General features: G+C 68.7%; 21 protein-coding genes and 4 pseudogenes. 9 read left to right on the forward strand and 16 right to left on the reverse strand.

Annotated features, from left to right (window positions below):
* Window positions 1-154: 154 nt before the first annotated feature.
* Both ACFWY6_RS13255 and ACFWY6_RS13260 read right to left on the reverse strand, forming a co-directional pair.
* A complete protein-coding gene (locus ACFWY6_RS13255) occupies window positions 155-1,639 on the reverse strand; it encodes an aminotransferase class I/II-fold pyridoxal phosphate-dependent enzyme (RefSeq protein ID WP_384688707.1) in 1,485 nt (494 codons plus the stop codon).
* Window positions 1,640-1,745: 106 nt separating this feature from the next.
* Window positions 1,746-2,360, reverse strand: a complete 615-nt coding sequence (locus tag ACFWY6_RS13260; protein WP_384688710.1) for an IS5 family transposase — start codon at window positions 2,358-2,360, stop codon at window positions 1,746-1,748.
* Between the two features lie 451 nt (window positions 2,361-2,811).
* Here ACFWY6_RS13260 and ACFWY6_RS13265 point away from each other — a divergent pair, with 451 nt between their 5' ends.
* A complete protein-coding gene (locus tag ACFWY6_RS13265; RefSeq protein ID WP_384688713.1) occupies window positions 2,812-3,105 on the forward strand; it encodes a hypothetical protein in 294 nt (97 codons plus the stop codon).
* A gap of 395 nt (window positions 3,106-3,500) precedes the next feature.
* On the opposite strand, the gene ACFWY6_RS13270 is transcribed toward ACFWY6_RS13265, so the two are convergent.
* Window positions 3,501-4,409: a GlxA family transcriptional regulator gene (locus ACFWY6_RS13270; RefSeq protein WP_384688760.1), complete on the reverse strand. Its 909-nt coding sequence runs from the start codon at window positions 4,407-4,409 to the stop codon at window positions 3,501-3,503.
* Window positions 4,410-4,539: 130 nt separating this feature from the next.
* Here ACFWY6_RS13270 and ACFWY6_RS13275 point away from each other — a divergent pair, with 130 nt between their 5' ends.
* Both ACFWY6_RS13275 and ACFWY6_RS13280 read left to right on the forward strand, forming a co-directional pair.
* Window positions 4,540-5,133, forward strand: coding sequence for an MBL fold metallo-hydrolase (locus tag ACFWY6_RS13275; RefSeq protein ID WP_384688716.1), 594 nt, complete (start codon window positions 4,540-4,542; stop codon window positions 5,131-5,133).
* Window positions 5,134-5,848: 715 nt separating this feature from the next.
* Window positions 5,849-6,823, forward strand: a complete 975-nt coding sequence (locus tag ACFWY6_RS13280) for a hypothetical protein (protein WP_384688718.1) — start codon at window positions 5,849-5,851, stop codon at window positions 6,821-6,823.
* A gap of 943 nt (window positions 6,824-7,766) precedes the next feature.
* Here ACFWY6_RS13280 and ACFWY6_RS13285 read toward each other — a convergent pair.
* On the reverse strand, window positions 7,767-8,372 hold the full coding sequence (locus tag ACFWY6_RS13285; RefSeq protein ID WP_384688763.1) for a WYL domain-containing protein: 606 nt from the start codon (window positions 8,370-8,372) through the stop codon (window positions 7,767-7,769).
* Between the two features lie 574 nt (window positions 8,373-8,946).
* On the opposite strand from ACFWY6_RS13285, the pseudogene ACFWY6_RS13290 reads away from it, so the two are divergent.
* From ACFWY6_RS13290 to ACFWY6_RS13305, 4 genes and pseudogenes are all read left to right on the forward strand, one after another.
* A pseudogene (locus ACFWY6_RS13290) lies at window positions 8,947-9,629 on the forward strand (response regulator transcription factor).
* An 82-nt stretch (window positions 9,630-9,711) separates the two neighbouring features.
* Window positions 9,712-10,746, forward strand: a complete 1,035-nt coding sequence (locus tag ACFWY6_RS13295) for a histidine kinase dimerization/phospho-acceptor domain-containing protein (RefSeq protein WP_384688722.1) — start codon at window positions 9,712-9,714, stop codon at window positions 10,744-10,746.
* Window positions 10,706-10,945 carry an ATP-binding protein gene (locus ACFWY6_RS13300; protein WP_384688725.1) on the forward strand — a complete coding sequence of 80 codons (240 nt, stop codon included), beginning with the start codon at window positions 10,706-10,708 and terminating at the stop codon, window positions 10,943-10,945. Before ACFWY6_RS13295 ends, ACFWY6_RS13300 begins: the two co-directional genes overlap by 41 nt.
* Window positions 10,946-11,290: 345 nt before the next feature.
* Window positions 11,291-12,883: an alpha/beta hydrolase gene (locus ACFWY6_RS13305; RefSeq protein ID WP_384688727.1), complete on the forward strand. Its 1,593-nt coding sequence runs from the start codon at window positions 11,291-11,293 to the stop codon at window positions 12,881-12,883.
* Between the two features lie 31 nt (window positions 12,884-12,914).
* Here the strand turns inward: ACFWY6_RS13305 and ACFWY6_RS13310 are convergent, their stop codons facing one another.
* Complete coding sequence (locus ACFWY6_RS13310) at window positions 12,915-14,135, reverse strand: M6 family metalloprotease domain-containing protein (RefSeq protein WP_384688730.1); 1,221 nt, start codon at window positions 14,133-14,135, stop codon at window positions 12,915-12,917.
* Between the two features lie 988 nt (window positions 14,136-15,123).
* Here ACFWY6_RS13310 and ACFWY6_RS13315 point away from each other — a divergent pair.
* The gene (locus tag ACFWY6_RS13315; RefSeq protein WP_384688732.1) at window positions 15,124-16,089 is read left to right on the forward strand and encodes a MerR family transcriptional regulator; all 966 of its coding nucleotides are present in this window, start codon (window positions 15,124-15,126) and stop codon (window positions 16,087-16,089) included.
* Window positions 16,090-16,715: 626 nt separating this feature from the next.
* Here the strand turns inward: ACFWY6_RS13315 and ACFWY6_RS13320 are convergent.
* Together ACFWY6_RS13320 and ACFWY6_RS13325 are read right to left on the reverse strand one after the other, a co-directional pair.
* The gene (locus ACFWY6_RS13320; RefSeq protein ID WP_384688735.1) at window positions 16,716-17,591 is read right to left on the reverse strand and encodes a hypothetical protein; all 876 of its coding nucleotides are present in this window, start codon (window positions 17,589-17,591) and stop codon (window positions 16,716-16,718) included.
* A complete protein-coding gene (locus ACFWY6_RS13325; protein ID WP_384688738.1) occupies window positions 17,588-19,108 on the reverse strand; it encodes an AMP-binding protein in 1,521 nt (506 codons plus the stop codon). The genes ACFWY6_RS13320 and ACFWY6_RS13325 overlap by 4 nt, the downstream gene beginning before the upstream one ends.
* A gap of 267 nt (window positions 19,109-19,375) precedes the next feature.
* On the opposite strand from ACFWY6_RS13325, the gene ACFWY6_RS13330 reads away from it, so the two are divergent.
* Window positions 19,376-20,398, forward strand: a complete 1,023-nt coding sequence (locus ACFWY6_RS13330) for a LuxR C-terminal-related transcriptional regulator (RefSeq protein WP_384688740.1) — start codon at window positions 19,376-19,378, stop codon at window positions 20,396-20,398.
* A 460-nt stretch (window positions 20,399-20,858) separates the two neighbouring features.
* Here the strand turns inward: ACFWY6_RS13330 and ACFWY6_RS13335 are convergent.
* The 9 genes and pseudogenes from ACFWY6_RS13335 to ACFWY6_RS13375 form a co-directional block, all read right to left on the reverse strand.
* A pseudogene (locus ACFWY6_RS13335) lies at window positions 20,859-21,061 on the reverse strand (transposase); the annotation flags it as partial.
* An 893-nt stretch (window positions 21,062-21,954) separates the two neighbouring features.
* Window positions 21,955-22,089 (reverse strand): hypothetical protein, encoded by a 135-nt coding sequence (locus ACFWY6_RS13340; protein ID WP_384688742.1) that lies wholly within the window; start codon window positions 22,087-22,089, stop codon window positions 21,955-21,957.
* A 35-nt stretch (window positions 22,090-22,124) separates the two neighbouring features.
* The gene (locus ACFWY6_RS13345; RefSeq protein WP_384688746.1) at window positions 22,125-22,853 is read right to left on the reverse strand and encodes an SDR family NAD(P)-dependent oxidoreductase; all 729 of its coding nucleotides are present in this window, start codon (window positions 22,851-22,853) and stop codon (window positions 22,125-22,127) included.
* Window positions 22,854-23,085: 232 nt separating this feature from the next.
* Window positions 23,086-23,478: a nuclear transport factor 2 family protein gene (locus ACFWY6_RS13350; protein WP_384688748.1), complete on the reverse strand. Its 393-nt coding sequence runs from the start codon at window positions 23,476-23,478 to the stop codon at window positions 23,086-23,088.
* A gap of 138 nt (window positions 23,479-23,616) precedes the next feature.
* Window positions 23,617-23,778: a Tn3 family transposase gene (locus ACFWY6_RS13355; RefSeq protein WP_384688766.1), complete on the reverse strand. Its 162-nt coding sequence runs from the start codon at window positions 23,776-23,778 to the stop codon at window positions 23,617-23,619.
* Window positions 23,763-23,915, reverse strand: a pseudogene (locus ACFWY6_RS13360) (Tn3 family transposase); the annotation flags it as partial. The pseudogene ACFWY6_RS13360 and the gene ACFWY6_RS13355, both read right to left, overlap by 16 nt.
* A 145-nt stretch (window positions 23,916-24,060) precedes the next feature.
* Window positions 24,061-24,198: an RCC1-like domain-containing protein gene (locus ACFWY6_RS13365; RefSeq protein ID WP_384688751.1), complete on the reverse strand. Its 138-nt coding sequence runs from the start codon at window positions 24,196-24,198 to the stop codon at window positions 24,061-24,063.
* Between the two features lie 610 nt (window positions 24,199-24,808).
* Window positions 24,809-25,450 carry a DUF998 domain-containing protein gene (locus tag ACFWY6_RS13370; RefSeq protein WP_384688754.1) on the reverse strand — a complete coding sequence of 214 codons (642 nt, stop codon included), beginning with the start codon at window positions 25,448-25,450 and terminating at the stop codon, window positions 24,809-24,811.
* Window positions 25,451-25,536: 86 nt separating this feature from the next.
* A pseudogene (locus ACFWY6_RS13375) lies at window positions 25,537-25,745 on the reverse strand (hypothetical protein); the annotation flags it as partial.

Here is a 25,745-nt window from a genome sequence, read left to right on the forward strand (position 1 = left end):
CGTCTGCTGCTGCGGGACGATGAGATCGGCAGCCCCCTTGCGGTGGGCTGGGTGCAGAGGGCGAAACAGGCGTGTCGGCGGTGGGCCAGCTGGAATGGGCGGGTCGGGGCGGACCGGGTGCCCGTCTCACCGGCCGCCCCCTGCACCGGGCGCGTCAGCGGCCGCCGTTCCCCCACGGAGCCAGGAGGTCCGCGATCCTCCTTACCGACGCGATGACTTCGCCGGTGTCGACGGCCGTGTAGCACAGCCGGAAATAGCCCGGCTCGGCGCACGACAGGAGTTGCCCGGGGAGCAACTGCACCTGGGCGTACGTGGCGACGTACCAGCGCAGCCACTCCTCCTCGCTGGAGATGTTCGGGAAGAGGATCGGCAGGGTGACCGTCCCCTTCTTCTCGGCCTCCGCGCTCTTCTCGGCGAACGGCTCCGGCACGCGGTCGAGTTGCGGGAAGTGCGGCCCGATCTCCGGCGGGATCACCGTGCCCGTCGGCGGCAGGTAGGCACGCAGGTCGAGCCAGAAGAACTGCGCCGCGTTCTGCCCTTCGCGGTAGCGGTACGGGATCCCGCCGTCATCGAGGGCACGGCGGGTTTCCTGGAATGCGGTCGTCAGCCAGCCCCGGTACTGCTTCATCAGCTCGAGCGGATAGCTCTTGCCGTCGCTGGTCGTCTCCAGCATCTTCCCGATGACGAAGTGCTTGAGCGAGTCGAACGGGCTGAACCAGGAGAAGGAGTTCTGCTTGTCCTTGACGCCCTGCATGGCCTGATGGACCACCGGCGACTTGGAGATCACGACTCCGGCCTTGAAGCCCGACATCCCGAAGTCCTTGGCGAATGAATATACGACGTGCACCCGGTTCTTCGCCTCCGGGTCGTTCTGGTAGGCGTCCAGCGCCAGGGCGCTGACGAACTCCGGCTGGGACCCCGCGAGTTGGGAGTGGGCGTATATCTCGTCGGAGATGATGTGCATGCCCGTCTCGTCGAGCACCCACCGGTAGATGCTCTCCAGCAGGTCCTTGCCGTAGTTCTCGCCCAGCGGATTGTTGGGGTTGGTGAGGACGAGCAGCTTCGGCGGCTCCGGCTGGGTCCGGTAGGCGTGTTGCAGATCTGCCAGGGTGAGCTCGAAGTTCTCGTCGCCCCTCTCCTGGAGATGAACGGGAACGGTGACCAGTTCGGGCCGTTGCTCGAAACACCAGTTGAAGCCCTGCCAGTAGGGGGCGGGCAGCAGCACCCGGTCGCCGCTCCGCAGGATCCCGCCGTCCTTGAGCGCGAATGCCAGGCACTCCAGGGCGGCCGACGCACCCGATGTGCCGAAGATGTCCTCGCTCTTCAGGTCCGGGGCGAGCATCGGGCGCAGCATTTCCGCGATGTTGTGGCGGAGGTCCGGGCTGCCGTACGACGGGGCGTACTTGACGTCTTTCTGCTCGAGGACGCCGAGCCTGTCGTAGACGTTGTCCCGCAGCGAGGGATAGACCAGCACGTTCTCCGCCGTGGCGAGGTTGGTCACGTCACCGTAGAGCTCCTGGTGGACGGCCAGCCGCTGCTCCGGGTCGGCGGCCCCGGCGAGCAGCGCCGTGATCTCCTCGGGGCTCCGGTCCCCGGAGCCCTGCTGCGGTGTCGTGGTGCCCATCGTGGTCCAGGCCATCGTGGATTCCTCACTCGACAGGTGCGCTTTCCCGGCAAGCCCCCATCTTTCGGGAGGATCACGGAGGATGAACAGGACGCGAACCGGCCACGTGCCGCGGCGGCGGTTATGGGTGCAGCCAGAGCCGGATCGCGGCGGCGGCGACCGTCCCGCAAAACACGTAGGCCCTCTTGTCACAGCGAGTTGCGACCGTGCGAAAGGTCTTGAGCCGATTGATCGTCCGCTCGACTTCATTGCGACGCCGGTAGATCTCCTTGTCGAAAGGGACAGGCCGACCACCCTTGCTTCCGCGGCGCCGACGGTTAGCCCGCTGGTCTTTCCGCTCCGGAATCGTGTGCTTGATCTGGCGCCGCCGTAGACAGCTTCTATTACGGAGAGACGAGTACGCTTTGTCGCCTCCGAGGCGGTCGGGCCGTGTGCGTGGGCGGCCGCCTATCGGCCGAGGAACACGGATCTGTTCCATCACAGAGATCAACTGAGGCGCGTCGCCCCACTGTCCGGGTGTGATGACGAAGGCAAGCGGGCGGCAAGCGCCCTCACCAGCCAGATGGATCTTGCAGTTCAGCCCGCCCCGGGAACGTCCCAGTGCCTCGTCGGAGCGGTGCCGTGAGGGCCTGCGGCGTCTGCTGGCGGCAGATCCCGCCACGGCAGACCGGTGCGCTGCCGGAACAGAATCCCATTGATCAGCCCACTCGTCATCAGTTAGATCGCCTCGCCCCATACTGACCGAAACGATCTGCCTCCCACGGGAGTCACACGACCCATCGGACAGGGCCTAGTGCTCACTCGGACAGTCTGAACCTCGCCAGGAGGCGGACCCCACGCGGGCCGGGCCGAGCGGATTGAAGACAGGTTCTGAACGGCGTGCCCAGTCGTCCGAGCAGCCCGGTGCATCCCTTGCGCTGGTACGGGCAGGAGGCGGCCTTGGCCCGGGAGAGACACACCCCGCGTAGCGGCCTGCCCCGCGGCCCCCACCACCGTCGCGTGCCAGAGGTTCCTCACGAGCCCGCTCGGGGCCGGGCACGGCAAGTAGCCCCTTGAGCTGTGCCGCGTCGGGCCCGGCGGGGCGCCAGGCGGGCGGTTGAGATGGAACGGCGGTGGGCTGAGGTCTAGTTGATGAGGAAGTCTCGTGCATCGGCTGCGGCCTGCCGTGGTGCTCGTAGGATGCTGTGGTGCCCAAGCCGATACCGATGAACCGCCGTACCTGGGGCGTCGTGTGGGTGGTGCTGTGCGCGGTCGGCCTCGCCGTCACCGCCGGACTGAACGCTTCGTCGGCGCCGGACCAGTCGTCCGAGAAGCCCGTCAGCGCCGAGTGTGCCCAGTACATCGCGGACATCGAGATGCAGCTGGCCAAGGCAAGGCAGGAAGGCGAGGAAGACGGAGTGCTGGCTTTCTCACGTGTCCGGGGCGCGGCCGGCGACGACTGCCGCGAGGAGCTCCGTAACCATTTCGGGGTCGATCGGTGAGCCGCGGTGCCTGGCTCGCCGCGTTGGCAGGGCTGACCGTCGTCGGTGCCGGGGCGTTCATCGTCATCGGCGCGAGGCCGGAAACGGAGCCGAGGCCCACGCCGTCGCGGGTGTATTCCTCCTGCGTGGCGGCGGACACCAAGCCGGTGCCTGCCGACGCTGACCCGTGCACCGGCCGCTGAAGACCGCCTGCTCCCGCCGGGAGAACCGCTGCCCACCTCCATCGGCTTCACATGCCCATCGGACTCAGCAAGCGAGGGCACCCGCGAAGTCCCTGACGGTTTGGCCATGCCCAGCGACCGGGGGTCCGTGCCATCTGCAGCTTGTGCCGCAGCCAGGTTTCTGCGGGGGTGGGAGGCGGCCTTGCTCGGAACGGCGTTGCCTTGCCTTGTTCGTTAGGGGGTGTTGGTGAAGGAGCGGCGGTAGGAGCGGGGTGGTACTCCGCGGCGGCGTACGAAGTGTTCGCGCAGGACGGCCGCGCTTTGGTATCCGACGCGGTGGGCGATTTCCTCGATGGGCAGGTCGGTGGTCTCCAGGAGCTCTTCGGCGCTGCTCAGACGCAGGTTCCGCAGCCAGGCGTGGGGGGTGGTGCCGGTCGCGGCGGTGAAGCGGCGGGCGAAGGAGCGTTTGCTCATCACCGCGCGGCGGGCCAGTTCCGCGACAGGAAGCGGCTGGTGGAGGTTTGCGCGGGCCCACGCCAGTACCTCGGCCAGACGCTCATCGCGGCAGTCCTCGGGGACCGGGGCGGCCAGGTACTGGGCCTGCCCGCCGTCGCGGTGGGAGGGCAGCACCACATCCCGGGCAACCGTGTTGGCCATCGCCGCGCCGTGCTCCCGCCTCAGCAGGTGCAGGCACAGATCGAAGCCCGCGGCGGCTCCCGCGCCGGTGATGATGCGTCCCTCGTCGACGTACAGGGCGTCGGGTTCCACGGTGACCTTGGTGTGGCGGCGGGCGAGCAGTTCGGCGAACCGCCAGTGGGTGGTGGCCCGCCGGCCGTCGAGCAGTCCGGCGGCGGCGAGCGCGAAAGCGCCGACGCAGTGGGCCGCGACCAGCGCGCCGCGCTCGTGGGCGGCCGAGAGCGCATCGAGCACGGCGGGAGCCGGTGGTGTGCGAAACCCGGCCCAGGGCAGGGCGATCACCAGATCGGCCGAGGCGAGCCGGTCCAGGCCGTGCGTGATGGTCAGCGGCACCCCGAGGTCGGTGGGCACCGGCCCGGGCCGCTCGGTGCACAGGGCGAAGTCGAAGCCGGGCAGCAGCGCGCCGTGCGGGCCGAACACCTCGCTGACGATGCCGACGGCGAGCATGCCCACTCCCGGCGGGGCGTACGCGGCGACGCTCACGAAGGCAGACACCCGCGCAGTATGGCAGCAATCCTGCGATCAGTGGCAGCTGTGCCACTCGTGGACGATCGGCCTGCCCGGAAGGATTAGGGCCATGACAGACGCACCGCTCGGCCGCAGCGCCGCATACACGATCCTGACCACCGGATATGTCGGCTCCACCGGCCCCGGAGTCGCCGCCACCGTCTCCTACATATCCGACGCCGGCCGCCATGTGATCTTCGACCCGGGCATGGTGGCCAGCCGCGACCACATCCTCGCCCCGCTGCAGGAGTTGGGGCTGGGCCCCGACGACATCACCGACGTGGTGCTCAGCCACCACCACCCGGACAACACCATGAACGTGGGCCTGTTCGGGCGGGCCCGGGTACACGACCACAAGGTGGAATACCTCGGCAATCAGTGGAGGAACCGTGATGCGGAGGGCTACGAACTCACCCCGTCGCTCCGCCTGATCCGCACCCCGGGCCACAGCACCGAAGACATCACCCTGCTGGCGGGAACGGACTCGGGCGTGATCGCCTTCGCCGGTGACCTGTGGTGGCACGCGGACGGCCCGGCGGACGACCCGGTAGCCCCCGACCGTGACGTGTTGCGCGCCTCCCGGCTCCGGGTACTGACCGCCGCGGACCTGATCGTGCCCGGCCACGGCCGCCCGTTCAAAGCCGACGACACCACACCACGCTAGCCGCGCCGCCCGGCGCGGACTGCGGAATACCGTCCGGTCAAGCATCGGCGACACGAAACCGCCCCGTCACCAGACTCCGCCGGCAATCGGTCAAGGTTCGCCGCCACAGGACAGAGGCTGCCGGTGCCGTCCAAGAGGGACCCGATCGACGGAACACCCCCGCGCCGGTGGGGAGGACACCGGATAAGCCCTTAGATCGTGGCCTGATTCGACAGCGTCGTCACCGCCCATCAGCGTGACCCGCTCGAAAGCACTGCCCCAAGTGCGCCCAGCCTCCGCCAGGTCGTCACGAAGCTAGTGCTCCGAACGGCAGTGATCCTGCAAGGCTTCGCGTTGCTCATAGAGCCGAACGGCCACGGCGATGCGTGCCTTCGCCGCTGACGGCCCAGAAGCTTCACTGGTTGCCGCTGCGGATTCTGGACCGGGGGTGCTGCCTGCTCGGAGAGCGGAGCCGCCGGAGTGGAAGTGTGCGGCCTCTGACGGATCTGTGGCATCGCAGGTTGCTTCTACTCGGAACCTGAGATTAAGAGGTTACGTATGTGGAAACCCTTGGATCCGGGGAAGGTTTGGGGCAAATTTATGACTCTCGCCACAGCGTGTCCCTTCTGTGTGTGATGGAGTCGATCTTGATCACAAGGCCCGGCAAACGCCCATCGCCCTTACAGGGCTGGGTTGCGAGCTATGCCTGAAAAGCACGTTCAAAGGAGTACGGCGCGTGCAGAACAGCACACACCGTCGCCAGTTCAGCAAGCTCTCCCTTGCTGCTGTATCCGCCACTGTCGGGGCAGCGCTCTTCGCCTCCGCGATCCCGGCCAACGCCGCCACCGCCACCACGTCTTCGGACAGCGCGGCCCAGGCTGCCGCTGTCGTGGAATCTGCCACGGGGACGGCCGACATCGCTGCGTCAACGGCGGCTCCGGGCACGCCGGCCAAGGCAGTTACCGCTACGGACGGGGCTGCCCTCACGGTCATTGCACCGGAGAAGGCGAACGGCGCCCTCCACGCCGCTGACGACAACGGCTCTTCCTTCGGCCTCACCCTGCCGGGCGCCAAGGACGTTGTCGGAGTCAAGGCTGGATCGGGCACCGTGATTTACCCCGACGCCGCTGCCGCGACGGACATCGCCGTGCAGCCGACCAAGGACGGTGGAGTCCGCACCCTGGTCACGCTCAAGGATGACAAGGCCGCCGAGACCCACCGTTTCCAGCTCGACCTCCCGCAGGACGCGAGCATCACCGAAGACGGCCAGGGCGGCTTCGAGATCACTCGCGAGGCCGGCGAGGGCATTCACGTCCCGGTTGCCACGATCGACGCGCCGTGGGCCAAGGACGCGAACGGCAAGAGCGTTCCCGCCAGTTACAAGCTGGATGGCACCGATCTCATCCAGACCATTGAGACCGGCGAGGGGACCGCATTCCCGGTGGTCGCCGACCCCAAGATGACGTGGGGCATCGTGACGGGCACTGCGTACTTCAACAAGAAGGAGACCAAGGCGATCGCTGACAACGGCGCTCTGTCCGGTGTGGTCTCGGGGTTCCTCCCGCCGGGTCTGAACATCTACTGGGGTGCACACGCCGCGGTCATCACCACGACGGCGCTCAAGGCGAAGAACGCCAAGAAGTGCATCAAGGTCAAGTTCGCGGCTGGGATATTCATCCCTGGCCAGTACTCCGGTGGGCACTGCAAGTAGTAACAACAGCAACGCGATCGGAGAATGGCTTTGAGCAGCTCGTGGCTCATCTACAGCGGAGCCCTGTTGGTGCTCCTGTCTATCGGGGTCCTGTTTTTCGTAGGCAGACCTACGACACCCGCCTGGCGTGACACCACGTCGATAGCCTGTGGCGTCATCGTCTTTGCCGTTGTGTGTGTTCTGGCTCTGCTCCTTCACGCACCGGCTCAGATTGCGGTGTCTGGGGCGTGCTTCTGGATGGCTGCAGCCATGACCAGCGTGCATGCCATGCGCGGCCGTATCAGCTCGCAAGGCTGACCACGACGGGCCCGCACCCTCGGCGTGAACTCGCCAGGAGCGCGGGCCGTTTTGCGTTGCACCGAGCATGTAGCCGTTGTGGCGGCGTTGCTGATCCTGACGCCCAGGTCGAGCCTGTCCTGGCGTCCCTGCGTGAACCCTTCGAGCAGCACGTCGCCGAGCCCACGGGGCGGATCAACGACTTCTCGGGGTTTGCTGCCCTCGTCACCGAATGGGGGAGGTAGTCACCGAGGCTGCAGCATGCGCGTGAGGTGGTCACCTGTCTTTACTCGTCGCCGGCCTGCTCCCGCGGGCCGCCCCTCGCCCGCAGCGGCCTCAGCGCCACACCCTGCTGGGCGGACGGTGAATGGCGGCGGGCCCGACGGGCGCGGCCCCGTCCGTCGCGCCGCGGTAGGCGTTCGGCCTGCCCACCCCTCCAGTCCCGCCGTAGCCTGTGTGGGATCTGAATTCCCGCAGCACAGACCGACGTTGTGACCTGCAGTTGGCAGAGCTGTCTCACGTCGCTGGTCGTGGCCCTTGTCTCGGGAGCGTGGCATTTCCCTCCCGATCTCTGGTGTCCGGCCCTGCTTTGAGGGTGGCGCTGAGGTTGGGGGTGTGGGTGCCCGGTTCGAGGTTGCGGGAGACGTGCTCGAAGCGGAAGTTCCGTCTACGGATCGTGCCTGGTGTCCGGCTCTGCGCGCTGTTCGCTGTGGCGGTCGTCTCGGGTGAGGGCGTGGGCGGCGCGGAGCGGGCGGTTGCCCAACTGTTCCAGGTGTGGGGCGAGTTCGGGGGTGCCGTGGATGGTGTGGGCAGGGCCGAGGTCGATGCCGAGGAGTTGTTCGGCGATGTGGTGGGGGTTGTCGGCGGCGAGGTCGAGGATGCTGGTGGTCTCGTCGAGGGGGCGTACGCGCTCGGGGAGGGAGTAGGTGCGGGCGCGGACGGTCTCGGCGTCGGCGGGGACGGTGGCGTGGAAGGTGTAGCGGGCGGGCGCGGCGGCCAGTCGCTCGGCGACGTAGGCGGCCGCGTCGGGGGCGGGCAGCTCACGGTGGCCGGCGCGGTGGCCGGTGGGGGTGGGGTCGGTGAGCCGGTCGACGCGGAAGAGACGCCACTGGTCGTGCCCGGTGTCGTAGGCGACGAAGTACCAGACCGGGTCGGCGGCGACCAGTGCGTGCGGCTCCACACGGCGTTGTCCGGTCTCGCCGCCGCCGCTGCTGCGGTAGGTGAAGGTGACGATCTCGCGGTCGCGGCAGGCGGCGGGGCGACAGGCGTACAGATCCTCCTGGGCGGCAGTGCTCCACGGGACGGGGCACGGCCGAGGTGGCCGTACCCCGTGGGAGTGGGGCTACTTCTTGGCGCGGAGCCCTTGCCGTCCTGCTGGGCCGGGGTGCCGTTCTCTGTCTCCTTGCCGCCGTCATCGGGGTCGACAATCGTGGACACCGTGCCGTCGCTCTGGATCACGGTGCCCGCGGGGTGTGTGGGCTTGGCTCCGGGCTGGGTGGGCTCGGCGCCCGGCTGGGTGGGCTCGGCGCCCTCGACCTTCTCGGCCTTGGTCGCTGCCTTGTCGGAGTCGCCGTCGGTAGCGTTGGCGGTGCCGATCGCGGCGCCGATGCCGATCAGGGCGGTCGCGCCGACAACGGCGATGTGCTTGGCGGTCTTGGTGGCCTTCATCTGAAGGGCATCCTTTCTCTGCTGCCACTGCTCGGTGCGCGGTGGCGATGACCCCACCGTGCGCGGCGGGTGCTGAGGCCACGCTGAGAAACTGAGCCGGTCCTGAGAACCTGAACTGAACCTGAAGACCTGAATGCCGCTTCAGGTGCCTGCGGTGCGGTTCGGGCAGGATTGCCCGCATGCGCGTGTTGGTGGTGGAAGACGACCAACGCCTGGCCGAGGTCCTGCGGGACGGCCTGGCCGCGGAGGGGTGCGACGTCCACTGGGCCCGTGACGGGCGCGAGGGTCTGCGCATGGCCAGGGCAGGCACGTACGACGTGATCACGTTGGATGTGATGCTGCCAGGTCTGCACGGCTACGACGTGTGCGCTCGCCTGCGCGCGGCCGGGGATTACACCCCGATCCTGATGCTGACCGCCAAGGACGGGGAGTACGACGAGGCCGACGGCCTGGAGACGGGCGCCGACGACTACCTCACCAAGCCGTTCTCCCTTCGTCGTGCTCGCCGCCCGCCTCAAGGCCCTCATCCGCCGCTCCGGCCGGCCCACCACGACCACCGTGTGGGAGCTGGGCGATCTGCGGATCGAACCGGTCGGGCTGCGCTGTTGGCGCGACGGACAGGAAATCACCTTGACCGTCCAAGGAATTCGCGGTCCTGATCTGCCTGGCCGAGCGTGCAGGTGAGGTGGTCACCAAGACCGACATCCTCGAGCGCGCCTGGGACGAGCACTACGACGGCGACCTCAACATCGTGGAGGTGTACGTCAGTGCGCTTCGCAAGAAGATCGACACACCGTTCCGACGCAGAAGCATCCGCACCGTCCGCGGCGCCGGCTACCGCCTCGACCCCGAAGGCGGATAGATCCCGGCCCCGCCTGCGGCCGCGCACCCAGCGCGGCCGCACCACCGCCGCGGTCACCCTGGCCCTCGCCATCGCCCTGGCGGTGGGATCGGTGGTGCTGGTGTCCGTGGTCTACACGGATCTGCGTAAAGACGCCGAGGACACCGCCCGCCAGCAGGTCAGAACCGCCGTCGAGTTGCTGGACACGGTCCAGGTCGGCGGCGACGGTGACTACACCATCAAACCGGACGGCGAGGTCACCTCCGGCGTGCCCGCCCAACCCAATCCCGACGCCCCCGAAAGCCCGCTGCCCACCCCGTCAACCGACGCGGGCAAGGGCGACGGCGTCGTGGCGACCAGCGGAGACGGCCGCTACCGCATCTCCTCGCACATCAACCTCGCCCCTGGCCACGAGACCGTGACCCGCTTGGTGGCCATCCTCATCCCCGGTGTGCTGGCGATCCTGCTGCTGGCTGCCTGGTTGACCTGGCATGCGGTCGGCAAAGCCCTGGCGCCCGTGGAGGCGGTGCGCCGCGAAGCCGCCGAGATCACCGCGACCGATCTGCACCGCCGCCTGCCCGTGCCCGCCTCCCAAGACGAGATCTCCCGCTTGGCCACCACCATGAACAGCACCTTGGCCCGCTTGGACCAGGCGGTCACGCGGTTGCGCATGTTCAGTGCCGACGTGGCGCACGAACTGCGCAGCCCGCTCGCAACCCCGCGCGCCCGCCTCGAAGTCGCCGCCACCCGCCCCGAACGCGCCGACTGGCCCCGAGTGGCCGGTGAAGCCCTCAAGGACACCCGGCAACTGCAGGACCTGGTCGACGACTTGCTCCTGCTGGCCCGACTGGACGCCCACACCCCCACACCCCACCGCCTCCTGGATCTCGCCGACCTCGCCCAGGACCAGGCCCGGCGCGTTGAGGGCCTCGACGGCCCCGCCGTGACGGTCCACATTCTGGACCCGGCCCCGTTGCGAGGCTCGCGCTCCCAACTCGATCGGCTGCTGACCAACCTCGTCGACAATGCCCGCCGTCACGCCGGGCGCATGGTGCGCCTGACGGTGGCCCCCCGGGGGCGAGCACATCGTGCTGGAGGTGAGCTACGACGGCCCGGGCATTCCCGCACCGGATCGTGAGCGGATCTTCGACGTCTTCACCCGACTCGACGACGCCCGCGACCGCGACAGCGGCGGCACCGGCCTGGGCCTGGCCATCGCCCGCTCCACCGCCACCGCCCACGGCGGCACCCTCACCTCAGAAGACCCCGACCCCGACCCCGACCCTGACACCGACCTCGGCGGCGCCCGCCTGGTGCTGCGCCTGCCCCGGAACTGAGAGCAGGGCGAGCCCACCACGCAGTGGTGGTGTTCGTTGCCGATGTCCATACCGGCCCAGATCTGGGCGCGGTGATCTCCGCCGGCTCGTCGCCGTACGTCAATCGCATGGACGGCCTCGCCGGCCCCGTGGCGTCCGCTCTTGTTACACGGGCGTCACGGGACTGCCCGGTCAATGAGACGCGAGGGAGACACCGCTGCCGGATCCGGTGGCGAAAGTGTTGGTGAGCTCCCCGCACACAGACCGCAGCAGCGTCCCGGAGAGAGACAAGGCCCAGGCCGGCGGGGACGCCGCGGGCGATGGCAGTGCGGCGCACTGCTGCTGATCCGAAGCCGAGGAAGACCGATGCACATACCCAAGGGGTCCAAGATCCATCGCCCGGCAGCAGCGGCAGCACTGGCCGCAGTCGTGTTGGTGGTCACCGGATGCAGCCTGCAGGGCACGCCCGGCGGCTCGAAGGACACTTCGGGCAACCCGCCCGAGCGGCGCCCGGTGCCGACTCGCTTCACTCAGCAGAAGATCGCGTGGGAGGCCTGTGGCCCGGAGGTCACCAAGGACGCTCTGCCGAATGCCGAGTGCGGCTGGGTGACCGTACCTGTCGACTACGCCGCCCCGGACCGCGCGAACATCAAGATCCGGGTGTCGCGCATCAAGGCGACCGATCAGGACCGTCGTCTCGGATCGCTGCTCTACAATCCGGGCGGCCCGGGAGCCGGCGCCGCGGCCGATGTGGCGAGCGGAGCGTGGAAGGCGGGCGACAAGACGATGGCCCGCTACGACCTGATCGGCTTCGACCCGCGCGGCATCGGCGAATCCGCACCGATCACCTGCCCCAAGGGTGAAAACGCCCCGCAGGGGCCGGACTTGACCTTTTCGCCGCGCACCCGGTCCGAGGCGGACACCGTCTTCGCGGACGCGGCGGCACGGGCGAAGGCGTGCAAGCAGGTCAGCGGCCCGGTCTTCTCCCACATGGACAGCGCGAGTGTGGCCCGGGACCTGGACATCATGCGCGCCGCGCTCGGCGACAAGAAGCTCACCTACATCGGCACTTCGTACGGCACGTACATCGGCCAGAAATACGCCCAGCTCTTCCCGGACCGCACCGGCAGGCTCGTGCTGGACGGCGTGGTCGACCCGGGCATGGACATGCGGCAGGTCACCGCGCTCGACGTCAAGGTCGCCCAGGACGCCTTCCGGCGCTACGCCCAGGACTGCGCGGCCCAGGGTTCCTGCCCGTTCGGCGCCACCGCGGACCAAGCCGTCGACGAGATCACCACGTTCGTGCGGAGCCTGGACGAGGAACCGGTGGCGGGGCTCGACGGGGAAGATGTGACCACCGAGGCCGCGACCGGCTCCGTGGCCGCAGTCCTCTCCCGCGAGGAGGAGTGGCCCGCCCTCACCGAGGCGCTGGATGCGGCGATGGACGGCGACGGCGCACCTCTGATGCGTCTGGCCGAGGACGAAGCCGCACCCCAGGACGGCGACCGGCGGGGGCCGGTCCGTCGGGTGGACGCCGACTTCAACTCCGACATCGCCCAGTCCGCGGTCCTCTGCCTGGACAGCAAGGCCCCCCGCTCCGCCCGACAGCTCCTCGACGATGCGAGGGAACTGGCCGAACGGTCCCCGCTGTTCGGCGCCTCCAACGCGTGGACGTTGCTTGACTGCGCGGCCTGGCCCGTGCCGCCCACCGGCTCGGTCGAACCGATCACAGCACCCGGAGCGCCGCCCCTGCTCCTGGTCTCCTTCACCCGCGACGCGGCGACCCCGCTGGAGAACGCCCGCACGGTGCAGAAGAACCTGGGCACCGCGTCGCTGATCACCCGCCAGGGTGCGGGACATGGCGCCTACGTCTCCGGATCGGCCTGCACCGACCGGCTGGTGGACACCTATCTCGTCGACGGCGCCGTCCCGTCGCGGAACGCACTGTGCCCCAACTGAGTCCGCTGCCCGCAAAGAGGCAGGGGCAGGGTCAGCCTCGGGTGACCTTGACGGTGTGGCTGCCGTCGTCGTTCCTGCCGGTGACGGCGATCGTGGTGCGGGTCCGGGGGTCCTTGTAGGTCTGGCCCACCTGGTATGGGGCGTTGGCGAGCGCTCGCCAGTTGCTGCCCTTCGCCTGCCCACAGGAATCCGGCTGATTTCCGGCGTAGACGGTCACCGGGTTGTCGCCGCCCGCCTTGGTGGTGTCGACCCAGTAGACGAGGACGCCTTCGGCGCACTGAGTGCGGTCGAGGCCGTCCTTGGTGCGGGCCTCGACGATGAAACCAGTGCTGTCGCTGGTCGGGATGACGGCCATCTTGGTGCCGCCGGTGATGGCGAGCGGGGTGAGGGTGCGCTCGGTGGTGGTGTGCTGCTGGGCGGCGCAGTCGACCTGGCTGTTGTCGATCCAGCCGAGCTTCCATTTGTGCCAGGCCAGCATGTCGGTGGGGTCGCTGGTGGCGTCGCTCATGATGTCCCAGTGCCCGGCCGGGAACTTGGTGGTGTCGCCTGCGTAGGGGTAGAGGTCGGGCAGGCCCATGGTGTGGCCGTTCTCGTGGTTGAGGATCAGGGAGCTGTCGTTGTCCCAGACGTCGACGATGTGCATGATCGGGCTGGGGCCCTCGTCGGTCTCGATCGGCTCGGCGAGGTTGTGCGTTGCCGCGAGGTCCAGGCCCTTGCCGGCTTTGGGGGTGACGATGATGTTGATCAGGTCGCCCTTGGTGTACGTGCTGAAGTCGACCTCGGGGTCGGCCGCCGCGACGGCGTCCTTGACCAGGGCGAGGCGGGCCTCGTACGAGGCGCCGCGCTCGAGGCGGTACGCGCTGAAGGGCTTGGGCATCCGCAGGTACTTCATGACCGGCTCGGGGCGGTAGTCGAGGCGGCCGTACGAGGCGGTCTTGAAGTACTCCGCCGTCGCGGGGAAGAACTGGTCGTGACGGGCCTGGACACCTTCGGTGTCCTGGATGTCCGGGAAGTCGATGAACAGGGTCAGGGCGTTCACCGTGCCGGTGGAGTGGGTCCACTTCCCGGACGGGGTCGGGACCCCGATGTTGTCGGTGTTGTCGTGCCACTTCAGCGCGCAAGGCCCTTCAGGGGCTCGGGCCGCCTGAGACGTGCCCTGCCGTGACGTGTCGTGCTCCGGCGCGGCTGTGCAGCTACACAGGGCGAACGCGGCGAGGGGCGCCGCCACCCAGCGGATCGGCGCGTAAGCCACTGCGTCCTCCTGGTGCCTTCCCGAAACACAGAGCAGTGTCTCCCCGCGATCTTTGCTCCGCTCACTGAGCGGCCGAAGCGACGGCCAGACGTGTTACTGCCGCAGGGAGGGTGCTCGCCCTGCCCCTCATCTGCACCCGCGCCACGCAGTCTCACGAGCGCATCGGATCGCTGGTGTTCAACCCCGGCGGCCCGGGAGAGTTCGGTGTGGCGGTGCTGAAGGAGGGCGGCGCGCGGGACTTCGGCCAGCGGTTGCGGGATCCAGGCGGGCCGCACCCCGCTGCGTCGACGATCAAATCGTCATCGACGGCTGCTTGGGCGCTGTCCTCAGCCTCCAGCAACGCCAGGTTGCCTTTCTCCCAGCGCCATCGGCCGCCGCCTGCAACTGGCGATCCCGAGTGCTTTCGGCGACAGAGTCTCGCGCTGCTCAGGTGCCTGCGCGGTAGCCGGCCGGCCTGGACGCAGGCCGCCTGTCTGGCGTAGCCATCACGGAAGCGCGGCCAGGCCCGACTGGGACGCTCAGTCACAGGCACGACAGTTTGCGAGCGTGCTGTTGGTGACATCCCGTAAGGCGGCTCAGAAGCTGTTCTTGTCGTTCGAGGTGGTGCGGCACAAGGCCGAGGGCGGCCCACACACTGGGTGCTTCGGGCAGCGCCGAAGAGGATTATGGCGAATTCACCGTATTCCTAGGGATCTTCTCGTCCGGCCCGCGTAGCGGGTGGAAGCGCCTCTCATGCACGACGGGGGGAACGTCAATGCGCAGGATCCACAAGGTCCTTGTCTGCGCCAGGTTGAGTTGCCCGCCCTCACTTGAGACGTCATGCAGGTAACCGTCTCAGCCAAGTCCGGCCGGGCACCACAGGTCAGGGGATCGCCTGCCCAGACCTATCTGAGACAGGACAGACAGGACAGACAGGACACCTGACAGCCCGCCCTTGACCCGTCCCCCAAGGTCCGGGTTTAGCGTTCTGGACGACGAGGAGGTGCACATGCGTGCAGGTGAGGCGGCTGCGGCCGCCGGTGTGACGATCAAGGGTCTGCGCTACTACGAGGACTGCGGGCTGCTCAGCCCCGGCCGAGCGGCCAACGGCTACCGCGACTACACCGCGGAGGACGTCCGGCTGGCAGAGGAGATCCGCAGCCTCGGGGCCTTCGGTCTCACCCCCAAGGAGACCAGCCCGTTTCTTGCCTGCCTGCGCGCGGGACACGAAACCGGCGACCACTGCGCGGAGTCCCTGGCGGCCTACCAGCAGAAGATCGAGGCACTCGACCTTCTCGTCGCCCGGCTGACGCACAGCCGGGAACAGCTGATCCGCCGCCGGGACGCGGCGGCCCGGCGAGGTTTTCCCTCCGCCACCGAACCATCGAAGGAGCCCGACGAGATGCTGCCCAAGGCCGATCCCCTGCCCGCCGACCTGCCTGCTCCGGTGGACGACGGCGCCGCCGCCCACCTGCCGGGCCGAACGCTTCCCGCCCTGTCGTTCACCGGTACGGACGGCAGCGAGACACGTCTGGAGGCTGTCTCCGAGGGCCGCTGGGTGCTCTTCCTCTACCCGCTCACCGGAGACCCGGCCGCCGACATCCCGGAGGGCTGGAACGAGATCCCCGGCGCGCGCGGTTGCAGCCAGGAGGCCTGCAACTTCCGCGACAACCTCGACGCACTGCGGGCGGAAGGTGTCGACCGTGTGCTCGCCCTGTCCTCGGACCGAGCCGACTACCAGCAGGCGCTCGTGGACCGCCTGCACCTGCCCTACCCGATGCTCTCGGACCCCCGGCTCACGCTCGCGGACGAGCTGAAGCTCCCGACGTTCGAGGCCAACGGCCAGACGCTCTACCGGCGCCTCACCCTCGTACTGCGCGGCGCCACGATCGAGCACGTCTTCTACCCCGTCTTCCCACCGGACACCCACGCCGACGAGGTGGCGCAGTGGTTCCGAAACCATCGCGACGCGTAACTGAACCGACGAAGGGCTCCCACACCTTCCGGGGCGGCGGCCTCTCCCTGCTGTGGGCAAGGACGGGTGGGGGCACGCTGCCAGGTCCGCGGCTACGCCGACTGGAACACGGTGGGCAGTGCGCTTCAGTTGGCGAGTCCTGCCACGTGAAGGGCTCAGTCACAACTGAGCGCCGTCGTTGGCTCGACCGGCAAGGACGCGCTCAGTAACCAGTGGCCGCACCAGCGGCTGCGTACCACGTGGTCGCGGGCGCGATGGTGGAGTCCGGCGTTCACGACCTCCACGAGCAGGGGCGAAATCGCGTTCGCTGCCCCATCTGCGGGCCTTCCTGGGGGAGTTGCGGGCCATCCTGACCGAGGCCGTCCGCACCGTGACATCGGGCGGGACGGGCCGCGCATAGCGGCGGCGTGGGCGCTACGCGGGGAAGCGCCGCACACGCCGGGACGCCGGTCGTGCGCTCGCGCGCGACGACCGGCGTCCCTTGCCCCGTGGAGAACCATCCCGGTGGAGCAGGCTGATCAGATGGAACGGGTGGATCAGGTGGCGCCGTGGGCGCCGAAGCCCACCGCCGCCAGCGTGGAGAGTGCGTAACGGAGGTAGCTGAGGTTGGCCTTCATCATGGTCGTTCACCTCCCTTCGCTGATCGGGTTGAGGGTGCGCGGGGTGAGCGGCTCTGCCCGCAGGTACTGCCGGGTCGGCCGTTCGACGCCGCGGGTCAGTCGCCAGTACAGGTACTGGGCGACGATCACGGGGCCGAGGAAGACCATGACGGGGATGGTGTGCCCGATGGTGTCCCTGGCGATGAGGACGAAGATGAGTGCGGTGGTGGCGAGTCCGGTCAGCAGTACGCTCAGCCCGGCCGTCCTGCCGTACGCCTTGCGCATCACGAGCGGGAAGAGGGAGAGGAGGAGCAGGTCTCCGAGCCCGATGAGAAAGCTGGTGGGGACCTCCTCCAGGCCCCAGCCCACCAGCGGGAAGAGCGGAAGTTTGGTGAGTTTCACGAACAGCTGGAGCGTCACCGAGAACTGCCAGGTCACGAGGGCGTCATAGCCGGTGAGCACTGCGGCGAACACCGCCGCGTGCGCCGCCTTCAGACCGCTCTGCGCCCAGAGGTTGGCCACGCCGATCACGACGATCACCATGATCGCGTCATTGGTCAGCAGGAACGCCTCGTTCCGTACGCCCACGGTCAGGCCGAGCACCAGGTCCGCCGCGATCAGCGCGAGGCACACGGTCCACAGGGGCCTGCGCCCCACGACGGGTTCGAGCGCGACCTGCAGGGCGCCGATGGTGAGGAGCGCGAGCAGGATCACCACGACCGCGATCGGCAGCTTCATGTAGAGGAGGGGGATCAGGACGAGCCCTGCCATCGCCACCATCACGTCCGCGAGGTTGATGACGCCGAACGGTGGCCGCGCGATGTGGTGCCGCCGGAAGTACCACCAGCTCCCGACCGTGGCCAGCAGCGTGAAGGCGGCCACCACGAGCATCGACTGGATCACGGTCGCCCCCTCCGTCCCGCCACGGCGGACATTTCTGACGCCGTCACCGCCGTCACCGCCGACGCCACCGTGGGGGCGGCCCGGGCGAAGTCCCCTTCCCGCAGGTCGCAACGGAGCGGGAGCGGGTGAAGCAGTTCGTCCTGGCTCTGTACGACCCTGAGCTCGGCGAGGGGCACGCCGTGGCGCTCCAGTGCTACGCCGACCTCGGTCCTGAGCCCGGGGCTGTCCGGGGCCATGACTTCGACCGCGACGCCGCCCCGCGTCCGCCAGAAGCCGAACCGGGCGGGCAGCGGCACTCCGTCGACCGACTCCAGTGCCTCCACGACGGGCCGTACGAAGGTCCAGCCGTCGTCATGGCCCACGGCCTGGCGTCGTTTGCCGAGGAGCTGGGCGAGCGCGGGCAGCCGGCTCATGGTGCAGTCCGGCGGGTGCGCCAGGGTCTGGACCACGTCCTCGGTGTCGTACCGCAGGAGCAGCGTGGTGTCGCGGAACGGCGGCAGCGGGGTGCCGACCAGTACGCCGGGCTCCCCGTCGGCGACCGGGAGGCAGCGGCCGTGGAGGTCAAGCACTTCGACGAGGCAGGTGGTGGGCTCGTAGTGGACGTGCCCTCTCTCGCACCGGATGCCTCCGAAGGGCACCAGCTCGGTCAGCGCGTAGTTCTCGTCGAACTCGAGCTCGCCGAAGACCTCTTGGGCGCGTCGGCGCAGGCCGGGCGTGAGGATCTCGCCCCCGACCAGGACCCGTTCGAGACCGAAGTCGGCGGGTCCGTACCCGAGTCCGCGCGCGGTCTCCACCAGGAGTGCGAGGTAGGACGGGTGGGCGGTCAGCACGCTGATGCGGGAGGTGTGCCCGGGGATCGGATGGTGCTCGGCCAGCGTGGCGAGCGTCTGCTCGGGGGCGACCATGCCGCCGATGCGCACCACTGCTCCCACGGCCGCGGCGGCGAAGGCCGTGGCGTGGGCGGCGATGCGGTTGCGCGGGCTGATCCCGAGCAGGATCTGGTCCTGAGGGCGGAACGTCCGCGACTGGAAGTGCGCGAGCGCGGCCAGCGTGGCCATGAGGTGGAGTTCGTCGTCGGAGAGCCACACCGTCGTCGCCCGTCCGGTCGTCCCCGTCGTCGAGCATCCGTGGGCGGGAGACGCGCCCTTCCGCACGAAGCCGGAGGGGTCGTCGCGCAGCGCCTGCTTGGACGTGACCGGGATCGCCGAGACGGAGTCGTGGTCGACGCCGGCCGGGTCGATTCCGCTGCGCCGGAACACCTCCGCGTAGAAGTCGGTCTCCCGCGCGGCCCGCACGGCTTGGGTGCGCAGACGCCGCCCCTGCACCAGCCGCCGCGTCTCGGGGTCGAGCGCCGCGCCGCCGAGCAGGTCGTCGTCTTCGGCGGCAGTGACCGTGCCGAACTCCCGCTGGGCCGCCCGCATTCCGTCGAGCAACCGGTCGAGCGACCGGCGGTGGAACGGCCTGCCGAGCGTCATCGACATGCCGAACCTTGCGGCGGCGATCGCGCTCACGAACATGGAACCGCCCTCCTCTCACCTCGTGTCGGCCCCGCCGTTGACTGACTGCCGGCTGCTGGCTCGTGGCCTCAACTGTGGAGGGCGGAGGAAGAGCTCGGTATCCCAAGATTCAGGGATGGCGGACCAGTTGCCCCCCCCGGCACTCACCCCGCCCTCGTGCACTGTCCGGCAGCAGGGGAAGTGGGAAATACCCGGATTTGGAGGGGTGGCGTATGCCAGACTCGTCGCACGACCACGGGGGTGGGTTCATTGAGCTCAGTCGGTACGGTGAGTCGCTCGGCGCCGGAAGCGGCGGCGCGGGTCGGCAGCGCCACGGAGCTGGGCGGCGAGCTCTCGCGCCAGCTGAGCCGAGTGATGCCGCACGACGGGTATCTGCTCACCGGCTACGACCCCATCACCGGCGAGCGGTGCTTCCTCGCCTGCGAGAACGACTACGACGTGCGCGCGCGACGCCGCATGGACTTCGAGAACGCCCTCGGCAGGACCCGCAGCCCCGTCGCGGAGCTCATCCACGGCAGCTGCCCGGCCCTCGTGCTGGGGGCCGGAGCTCATGACGAGCACCCGCAGGCGCGAAGGCTGCACCGCCTCATGGCCGCCGAGAGCTACGGCAGCGAACTGTGTATCGCGCTCACCCAACGCGGCGTCGCCTGGGGTGCGTTGGTCCTGCTGCGCGAGCGGGGATCGAGGCCGTTCTCGCCGGCCGAGGCCGCACGCGCCGCGGAGCTGGCCCAGCCGCTTGCGCAGGCCGTGAAGCGGTATGTGACGAGCAAGCCGCTACGGCCCAAGATCGCCTCGTTTCCGCCCATCGTCGCGGTCATCGACGGCGACGACCAGATCGCCGGGGCCACTTCGGCGGGGTTCGACGCCCTGCGCGCGGTGCTGCCCGGCGTCTACCCCACGCGCCCCGCCGGCGACAAGGAGACGTTCGGTTTCGTCTGGCACATCGCCTACACCGCGCGGCGCACGGCCGCACCGGCGCTCACCCGTGCCCCCACCGCCGCGGGCTGGCTCTCCCTCCAGGCGCAGCCTCTCGAAGGGGCGGCGCCCGGCGCGGTGGTGGTGACCCTCCAACCCGCCCAGGCCGCAGACCTGTTGCCCGCGCTTGCCCAGTGGTACGGCATCTCGGTCCGCGAGCGCACGGTCATTGAGCAGGCCCTCGAAGGCCAGGCCGTCAAACAGATCGCCCGCCGCCTCGCCCTGTCGCCGCACACGGTCAACGACCACTTCAAGGCGATCTACCGCAAGACCAGCGTGACCAGCCGGGAAGAACTGATCGCCTGTCTGGCCTAGTAGTGCTTCGTTAGGTTCTGCCTCGGCTGGCTTTGAGGGGTTGGCCGCAGGTGGTGCAAGTGCCGGTCGAGCACCGCGGGAGGTCCTGCAGAAGGTCGAGGACCTGGTAGAGGGCCAGGCTGTGTGCGGTCAGGGCTTTTGGGTCGAGTCCCCGAAGGGTGGGGAAGGAGGAAGGCCTGGGCGGCGACCGGCGTGTCGGCGGGACGGTTGCTCATCCAGTAGCCGGTCGACTCATCGGCTTCTTCGGGCTGTTCGACCAGCAGCGTCCGCAGCGGCAGCACGCCGTCCCACCAGCCGCGTCCGCCGGCCTGTTCCAGGTGACCTCCTGGAACCGAGTGTCCATGTCGATCAGGGCGGGCAGGGGCCAGCAGCGTTCGCGGAAGCAGGGCCGGGTGGGCGGCTCCAGCCCGCCACAGGGCGGTGACAGGGGCTCGGCCACCTCCGGCTGGGCGAGTTCTCAGGTGCCGTCTGCGGACCAGCGGCGATGCCGCTCAGCACCGTCTTCCACGGCCCGTAGCGCTCCGGCAGGTCACGCCGCTGCACACCCGTCCTGATCGGGTAGAGCATCCCGTTGATCACCTGTCGGTGATCTCTCCATCTGCCGCAACGCCCGTGACTCACCGACAGGAGCGGCCGGGGCCGCTCCCACTGAGGGTCCGTCAGGTCGCCTCGGCCCGAAACAGCGTGTCCGTGGCGGTTGTTCTCGGTTCTGTGTGCCCGGTCGCGGCGGACCGGGGCACACACGGGGCAGGGCTGCACCGTGTCCCCATGGACGAACCCGACGCCGAGCAAAGAGTCCCCACGGACGCTTCACCACGCTTGTCTCTCATCGCGGCTCCCCACTGCTGCCTATTGGCGCCTGCTGATTACGGCGCATGGAGGACATGTTTGCCGTTGCTCGTGCCGTCTGATCGGCATGATCGTTGCAGTAGGTATGCGAAAGATCATCACGACTGCCACGCTCGCCTTGGCTGCCTTTGCTCTGGCGACTCCTGCCCATGCTGACGGCCCCCGGCCTGTCGGCGGTGACCTCGGATCCTTCATCGCTGACGCTGGCCAAGTGATCAATAACCTCGGGAAACTCTGCTACCAGAATGCGTCTATGGGAACCAACGACGACGGAACTCACTTCACCAACTGCGTCGGCGGTCCCGCGAACTGATGCAGTAGGGGACCGGATCGAGCCGCTGATGCCGGCTGATCCGGTTCCTGTACGGCAGTAGGGCGACCGGCTGGCGCTAGCCCGCTGGGACGATCACCATGACTGCCCGCCGGCGCCGTGACCGTTCGATTCTGGGTAGCGGCGCTGCTGCCTCCCGAAGTCGCGAGCAAGTGCTGTCACTTTCCGTGAACAAAGCCACCCGCAGTGAGGACGCCGCGGAACGTGCCCGAGTGGCCCAAGGTCCATCAGTTTCACGGCCGTTGCCCGTGAAGCGGCGGTGAGCACCGATGTCCTCTACGGGCACGAGAAGCTGCCTGCCGACATTGAGCGGCATCGCGCAAAGCGAGGCCGGGCGCCTGTGCCCGGTCGCGATGTGAGTTGATCAGCGTCGACGTCAGCAGCGGTCCGAGCCCTCAGCGCACGCCTTCCGCAGCAACAGCTGGGCCACCGGGAAGAGGTCGCCCAGCTCGGGAAGGCCCTGGAAGTCGCGCAGGGCGAGAACCTGGAACTGCGTCGGCGCCTGGCTCAATTCACCTCACAGCGACCGTAGCTGCAGCCTGTGAGTCAGGCCCCGATGCGCTCGACCTCGTTCGGATCGATCCGCAGTGCCGATCCGGTCTCGAAGGAGGTGGGTGATTTCAGCAGTCTGGTCACGACATCGGCGACCCGGTCGGGGGACGTTACTTGGTGGCTGGGACAGACCATCTCTGCGAGGGCTGACTTCGGCACCGTCGCCGGCTCCGATACCTGGTCGATCAAGGGAGTGTCGACAACTGCGGGACAGATCGCGAAGACCGAGATCCCCTGCTCCGCGAGCTCGCCGGCAGCTGAGCGGGTCAAGCTCAGCAAGGCTGCTTTGCTGGCCGCGTACGGGCTGGCGAGCGGCATGGGAATGGTCCCGAGGAAGGAGCTGTTGTTCACGATCACCGACCCAGGTTCCATCCGTGGCGCGGCGTGCTTCATACAGAAGAACGCGCCCTTGACATTCACGTTCAGGACCGCTTCGACATCGTCATTGGACCAAGCGGCCATCGGTCCGACGGTTCCCTCGGCGCCGGCATTGTTGAACAGATAGTCCAGGCGGCCGAAGCGCGTGATCGTGGCTTCGACCGCGGACTCGACCGCTGGCTCGTCTGTGACGTCAACCGTGTGGAACGCGACCCGCTTGGTGCCGAGATCGGTAACCACTGCGTCGCCCACGACACGGTTCCTGGATGCGATCATGACTGCGCAGCCCTCAGGCAGAAGCCGGCGAACCGTGGCAAGCCCGATCCCGGTCGCTCCTTCGGTCACCAGAGCGACCTTCGATTGCAGTCCGTCGTCGCCATCTCGTTCTAGCTCCTCGGATCGGGGGAGTGCTCGTGCTCGAGCCATCGGCACCGTCAACGGACTTGGGAGCGTCCCCGCACAGCGCTCGTTGTGTCGCACCCTCAGGGCGATATCGCGCCGCCCCGCGAGGTAGGCCTACGTGGTAGCAGCGGATCGGCGCTTGATGGACCTGGCTGCGAGAGCCCCGGCGCGGCAGTCACGACCAGAAGTCGTCGTACGCGCTCGAGTCGGTGGGGAGCACCCAGCCCTCGGTGATCCTGCCGTCCCTCATGTGGAGGACGAGGGCGTAGTCCAAGTCGAGCTCCTTGCCCTCACGTGACGCCTTGGCATGGAGGAGAGCGACCGCGTGGTCATCGTCGGCGAGTACGTCGTGGAGCTGTGGACGGTACGTTCCGCCGGTCAGCTGAAACTCCCGGCCGAACAACGCGAAGGTGTCCTCACGTCCTCGGTAGTCTCCTGCCAGCTGGTTCCTGCCCCCGACGTGCCAAACCACTTCGGGATGGAACACCTCCGCCAGCGCATCCATGTCGCCGGCCGAGAAGGCAGCCAAGGTGCGGTGAAACACGGCGATGTGTGGGTGATCGGTCATCAACGCCTCCTGCAGTGTCCCGGCAACGTACGTCGCGCGACATCCGCACTGGTTCATTGATGTCGGCCATTGGGCCGAACGCCACACAGCGCCGACCGAGGCTCAGGCACAGGTTCTCGGTGCTCCCCGGGGGTGGTCTCAGCAGAGGACCCGAGAACGCGGCGCCCCGCTGTGGCTGCGCGCTCCAGGGGCCTCGGTGGAGGCGGTGCCGCCCCGGATCGCAGTGGCGTACTTGATGAGCCGGTCGTAGTTGTTCTCGATGACGTCCCAGCGGATCGGGCGGGTCATCGCGTCGGCCAGGTGCTCGTAGGCGTCCTCGTCCTCGCGTCCGGCCGGTACAGCTCGACCTTGTTGATCTGCTTGATCTGGGGCAACAGGCCGTAGCCCAGGAGCCGGGTCGGTCCGAAGCCGATTTCCGACTGGCCGTGTGAATCGACGCAGTTACCCCGTTTGCGGCTGGTGACACGGTTCTTACCGGCACCCCCAACACCGTCGGCCTGGACCTACTGGAGGCCATGCATCACCCCGGTAACCCGGCCACGTCCTGGACGAGGCGGGCTTCACCGCACAGTGGGGCGCCGCTCAGACGGTGAGGCTGTGCGAGTCGCCGGCGGCGAGGGAGATCACAGCGTTCGGGCTGCCGAGGGTGACGGGAACGTTGCTGGGGTTGTTGGTGCCGTGGCCGAGCTCGCCAAAGTTGTTGGCGCCCCATCCGTCCATGGCAGGCCTCCGGATTCCGTTGGTTCTCAACCGGCCCGTCGAGGGAAGGTTCCGATGATCTCAGGATCACCGACCGTGCTATCGGGCGCGACTGGAGTTCCGCGCGCGGAGCCACGGCCCCTCCTGCGCTGACAGGTGCAGCCTTCTTTCCCTCTAGCGGGAAAGAGATCCGTAGTCCCGCTACGCGTGCTTTCCTCGGGCGCCTGCGGGCCTCCTGGCGAAGGTGGACCAGCTCCTTCGTCGTCTTCTCCAGCGCGTGCGTGCCAAGGCCCTCGGCGGTCATCTGAGAGCGCCACGGCTTGTAGGGGAACGAGAGCTTCAGGGGAACGAGAGCTTCCAGGATCCCGGCCCCTCCTCGAACGGGGCCCGAAGACCCCGGACCTGATCCATCGGTGAGAGGTGAAAAGGGCTGGGGCATCGCCTCGTGTGGTTGGGAGGCCGAAATGTTCTTCGCCTTCGCCGGGTGCTTCAGGCCGCGGCGGCGAGGGGCGTCCCCCTCCAGCGGGTGTCCCTCGTGCTTCGGATGCGGGCGTGTTCCTTAAGTCTCGACCGCGGATCAGGCAGGCGTCGCTGACCCGCAAAGATTGGGAAGACGCCCCCTGGGCCCGATTCACTGCCGATCTGTCTGGTCCATCTGGTCCGTCATCCGGTCCGTCTCTCTCGTCCGTCCAACGGGCGCCCTGGCCCTGCAGGATGCAACCACCACGAAGGGCCATGCCGTCTGGGCGGTGGTCAGGACGCGTTCGGCCACGCCGGCGGCGCCCTGGCGATGCAGTTCGATCAGGAACCACGCCGCGCCGGCTCCCATCAGCAGGCACACTGCGAGTGACAGAGCGGGCCGTAGTCCCCAGGGGGCGGCTGCGTCACGGTCGGACGCCAGGACCGGCCACAACGCCATGAGCGCGAAGCCGACGGCGACGACCCAGCCGTGCACCAGCGAACCCCCGCTCTCCGGAACCGGGGACAGGCCCATCCCCATCACGGCCACCCCGCCGCAGCCCAGCGCGACCCTCCCGGCAAGTGCAGCCGGGCGCAGCCCCCAAGCGGTGACGATGTGACAGATCCCCAGGACGAGCAGCACCCCGGTTAACACCCACCGTCCGGAAGCTCCGTCGGCGGCCATGACACTGATGGTCTCCGTGACCGGGTCGTAGCCGGGCCCGTGCAGTACCGCGGCGACCGACCAGCCACCGACCAGCAGAAGCGGCGCGCACCCGGACGAGAGCACGGCCCACCAAGGTACGAACCTCACCAGGCCACCATAAGTACCCAAACCGCCCATCGGCGCCTGCGCCTGGCCGTCGTGCACCTCCGTCCTGCGACGGGCTCGGACGACGATCAGGGGCTGGCGGTCCGGCCAGGACGCACGGAGGGGGAGGAGGGCTCAGAAGGGAAGGCGCCGTGGCCGGCGTGCGGGGAGGTGAGGGCGAGCCAGCCGTGGCCCCGGGTTTCGGTGCCTGAGCCGACCATGTCCGGGTCGACGGAGAGGTGGCCGCAGGCGGTGCGCGCGCCGGCGGTTCCCGCGTTGGGCGGGGCATCGTCGTACT

It is taken from the genome of Streptomyces sp. NPDC059037 (assembly GCF_042740015.1).
Lineage (GTDB): Bacteria > Actinomycetota > Actinomycetes > Streptomycetales > Streptomycetaceae > Streptomyces.

Coding starts and splice junctions, on each gene's coding strand:
- ACFWY6_RS13255 (WP_384688707.1), bottom strand. CDS start 1,639: ATGGCCTGGACCACGATGGGCACCACGACACCGCAGCAGGGCTCCGGG.
- ACFWY6_RS13260 (WP_384688710.1), bottom strand. CDS start 2,360: ATGGGGCGAGGCGATCTAACTGATGACGAGTGGGCTGATCAATGGGAT.
- ACFWY6_RS13270 (WP_384688760.1), bottom strand. CDS start 4,409: ATGCTCGCCGTCGGCATCGTCAGCGAGGTGTTCGGCCCGCACGGCGCG.
- ACFWY6_RS13275 (WP_384688716.1), top strand. CDS start 4,540: ATGACAGACGCACCGCTCGGCCGCAGCGCCGCATACACGATCCTGACC.
- ACFWY6_RS13305 (WP_384688727.1), top strand. CDS start 11,291: ATGCACATACCCAAGGGGTCCAAGATCCATCGCCCGGCAGCAGCGGCA.
- ACFWY6_RS13315 (WP_384688732.1), top strand. CDS start 15,124: ATGCGTGCAGGTGAGGCGGCTGCGGCCGCCGGTGTGACGATCAAGGGT.
- ACFWY6_RS13325 (WP_384688738.1), bottom strand. CDS start 19,108: ATGTTCGTGAGCGCGATCGCCGCCGCAAGGTTCGGCATGTCGATGACG.
- ACFWY6_RS13350 (WP_384688748.1), bottom strand. CDS start 23,478: ATGACCGATCACCCACACATCGCCGTGTTTCACCGCACCTTGGCTGCC.
- ACFWY6_RS13365 (WP_384688751.1), bottom strand. CDS start 24,198: ATGGACGGATGGGGCGCCAACAACTTTGGCGAGCTCGGCCACGGCACC.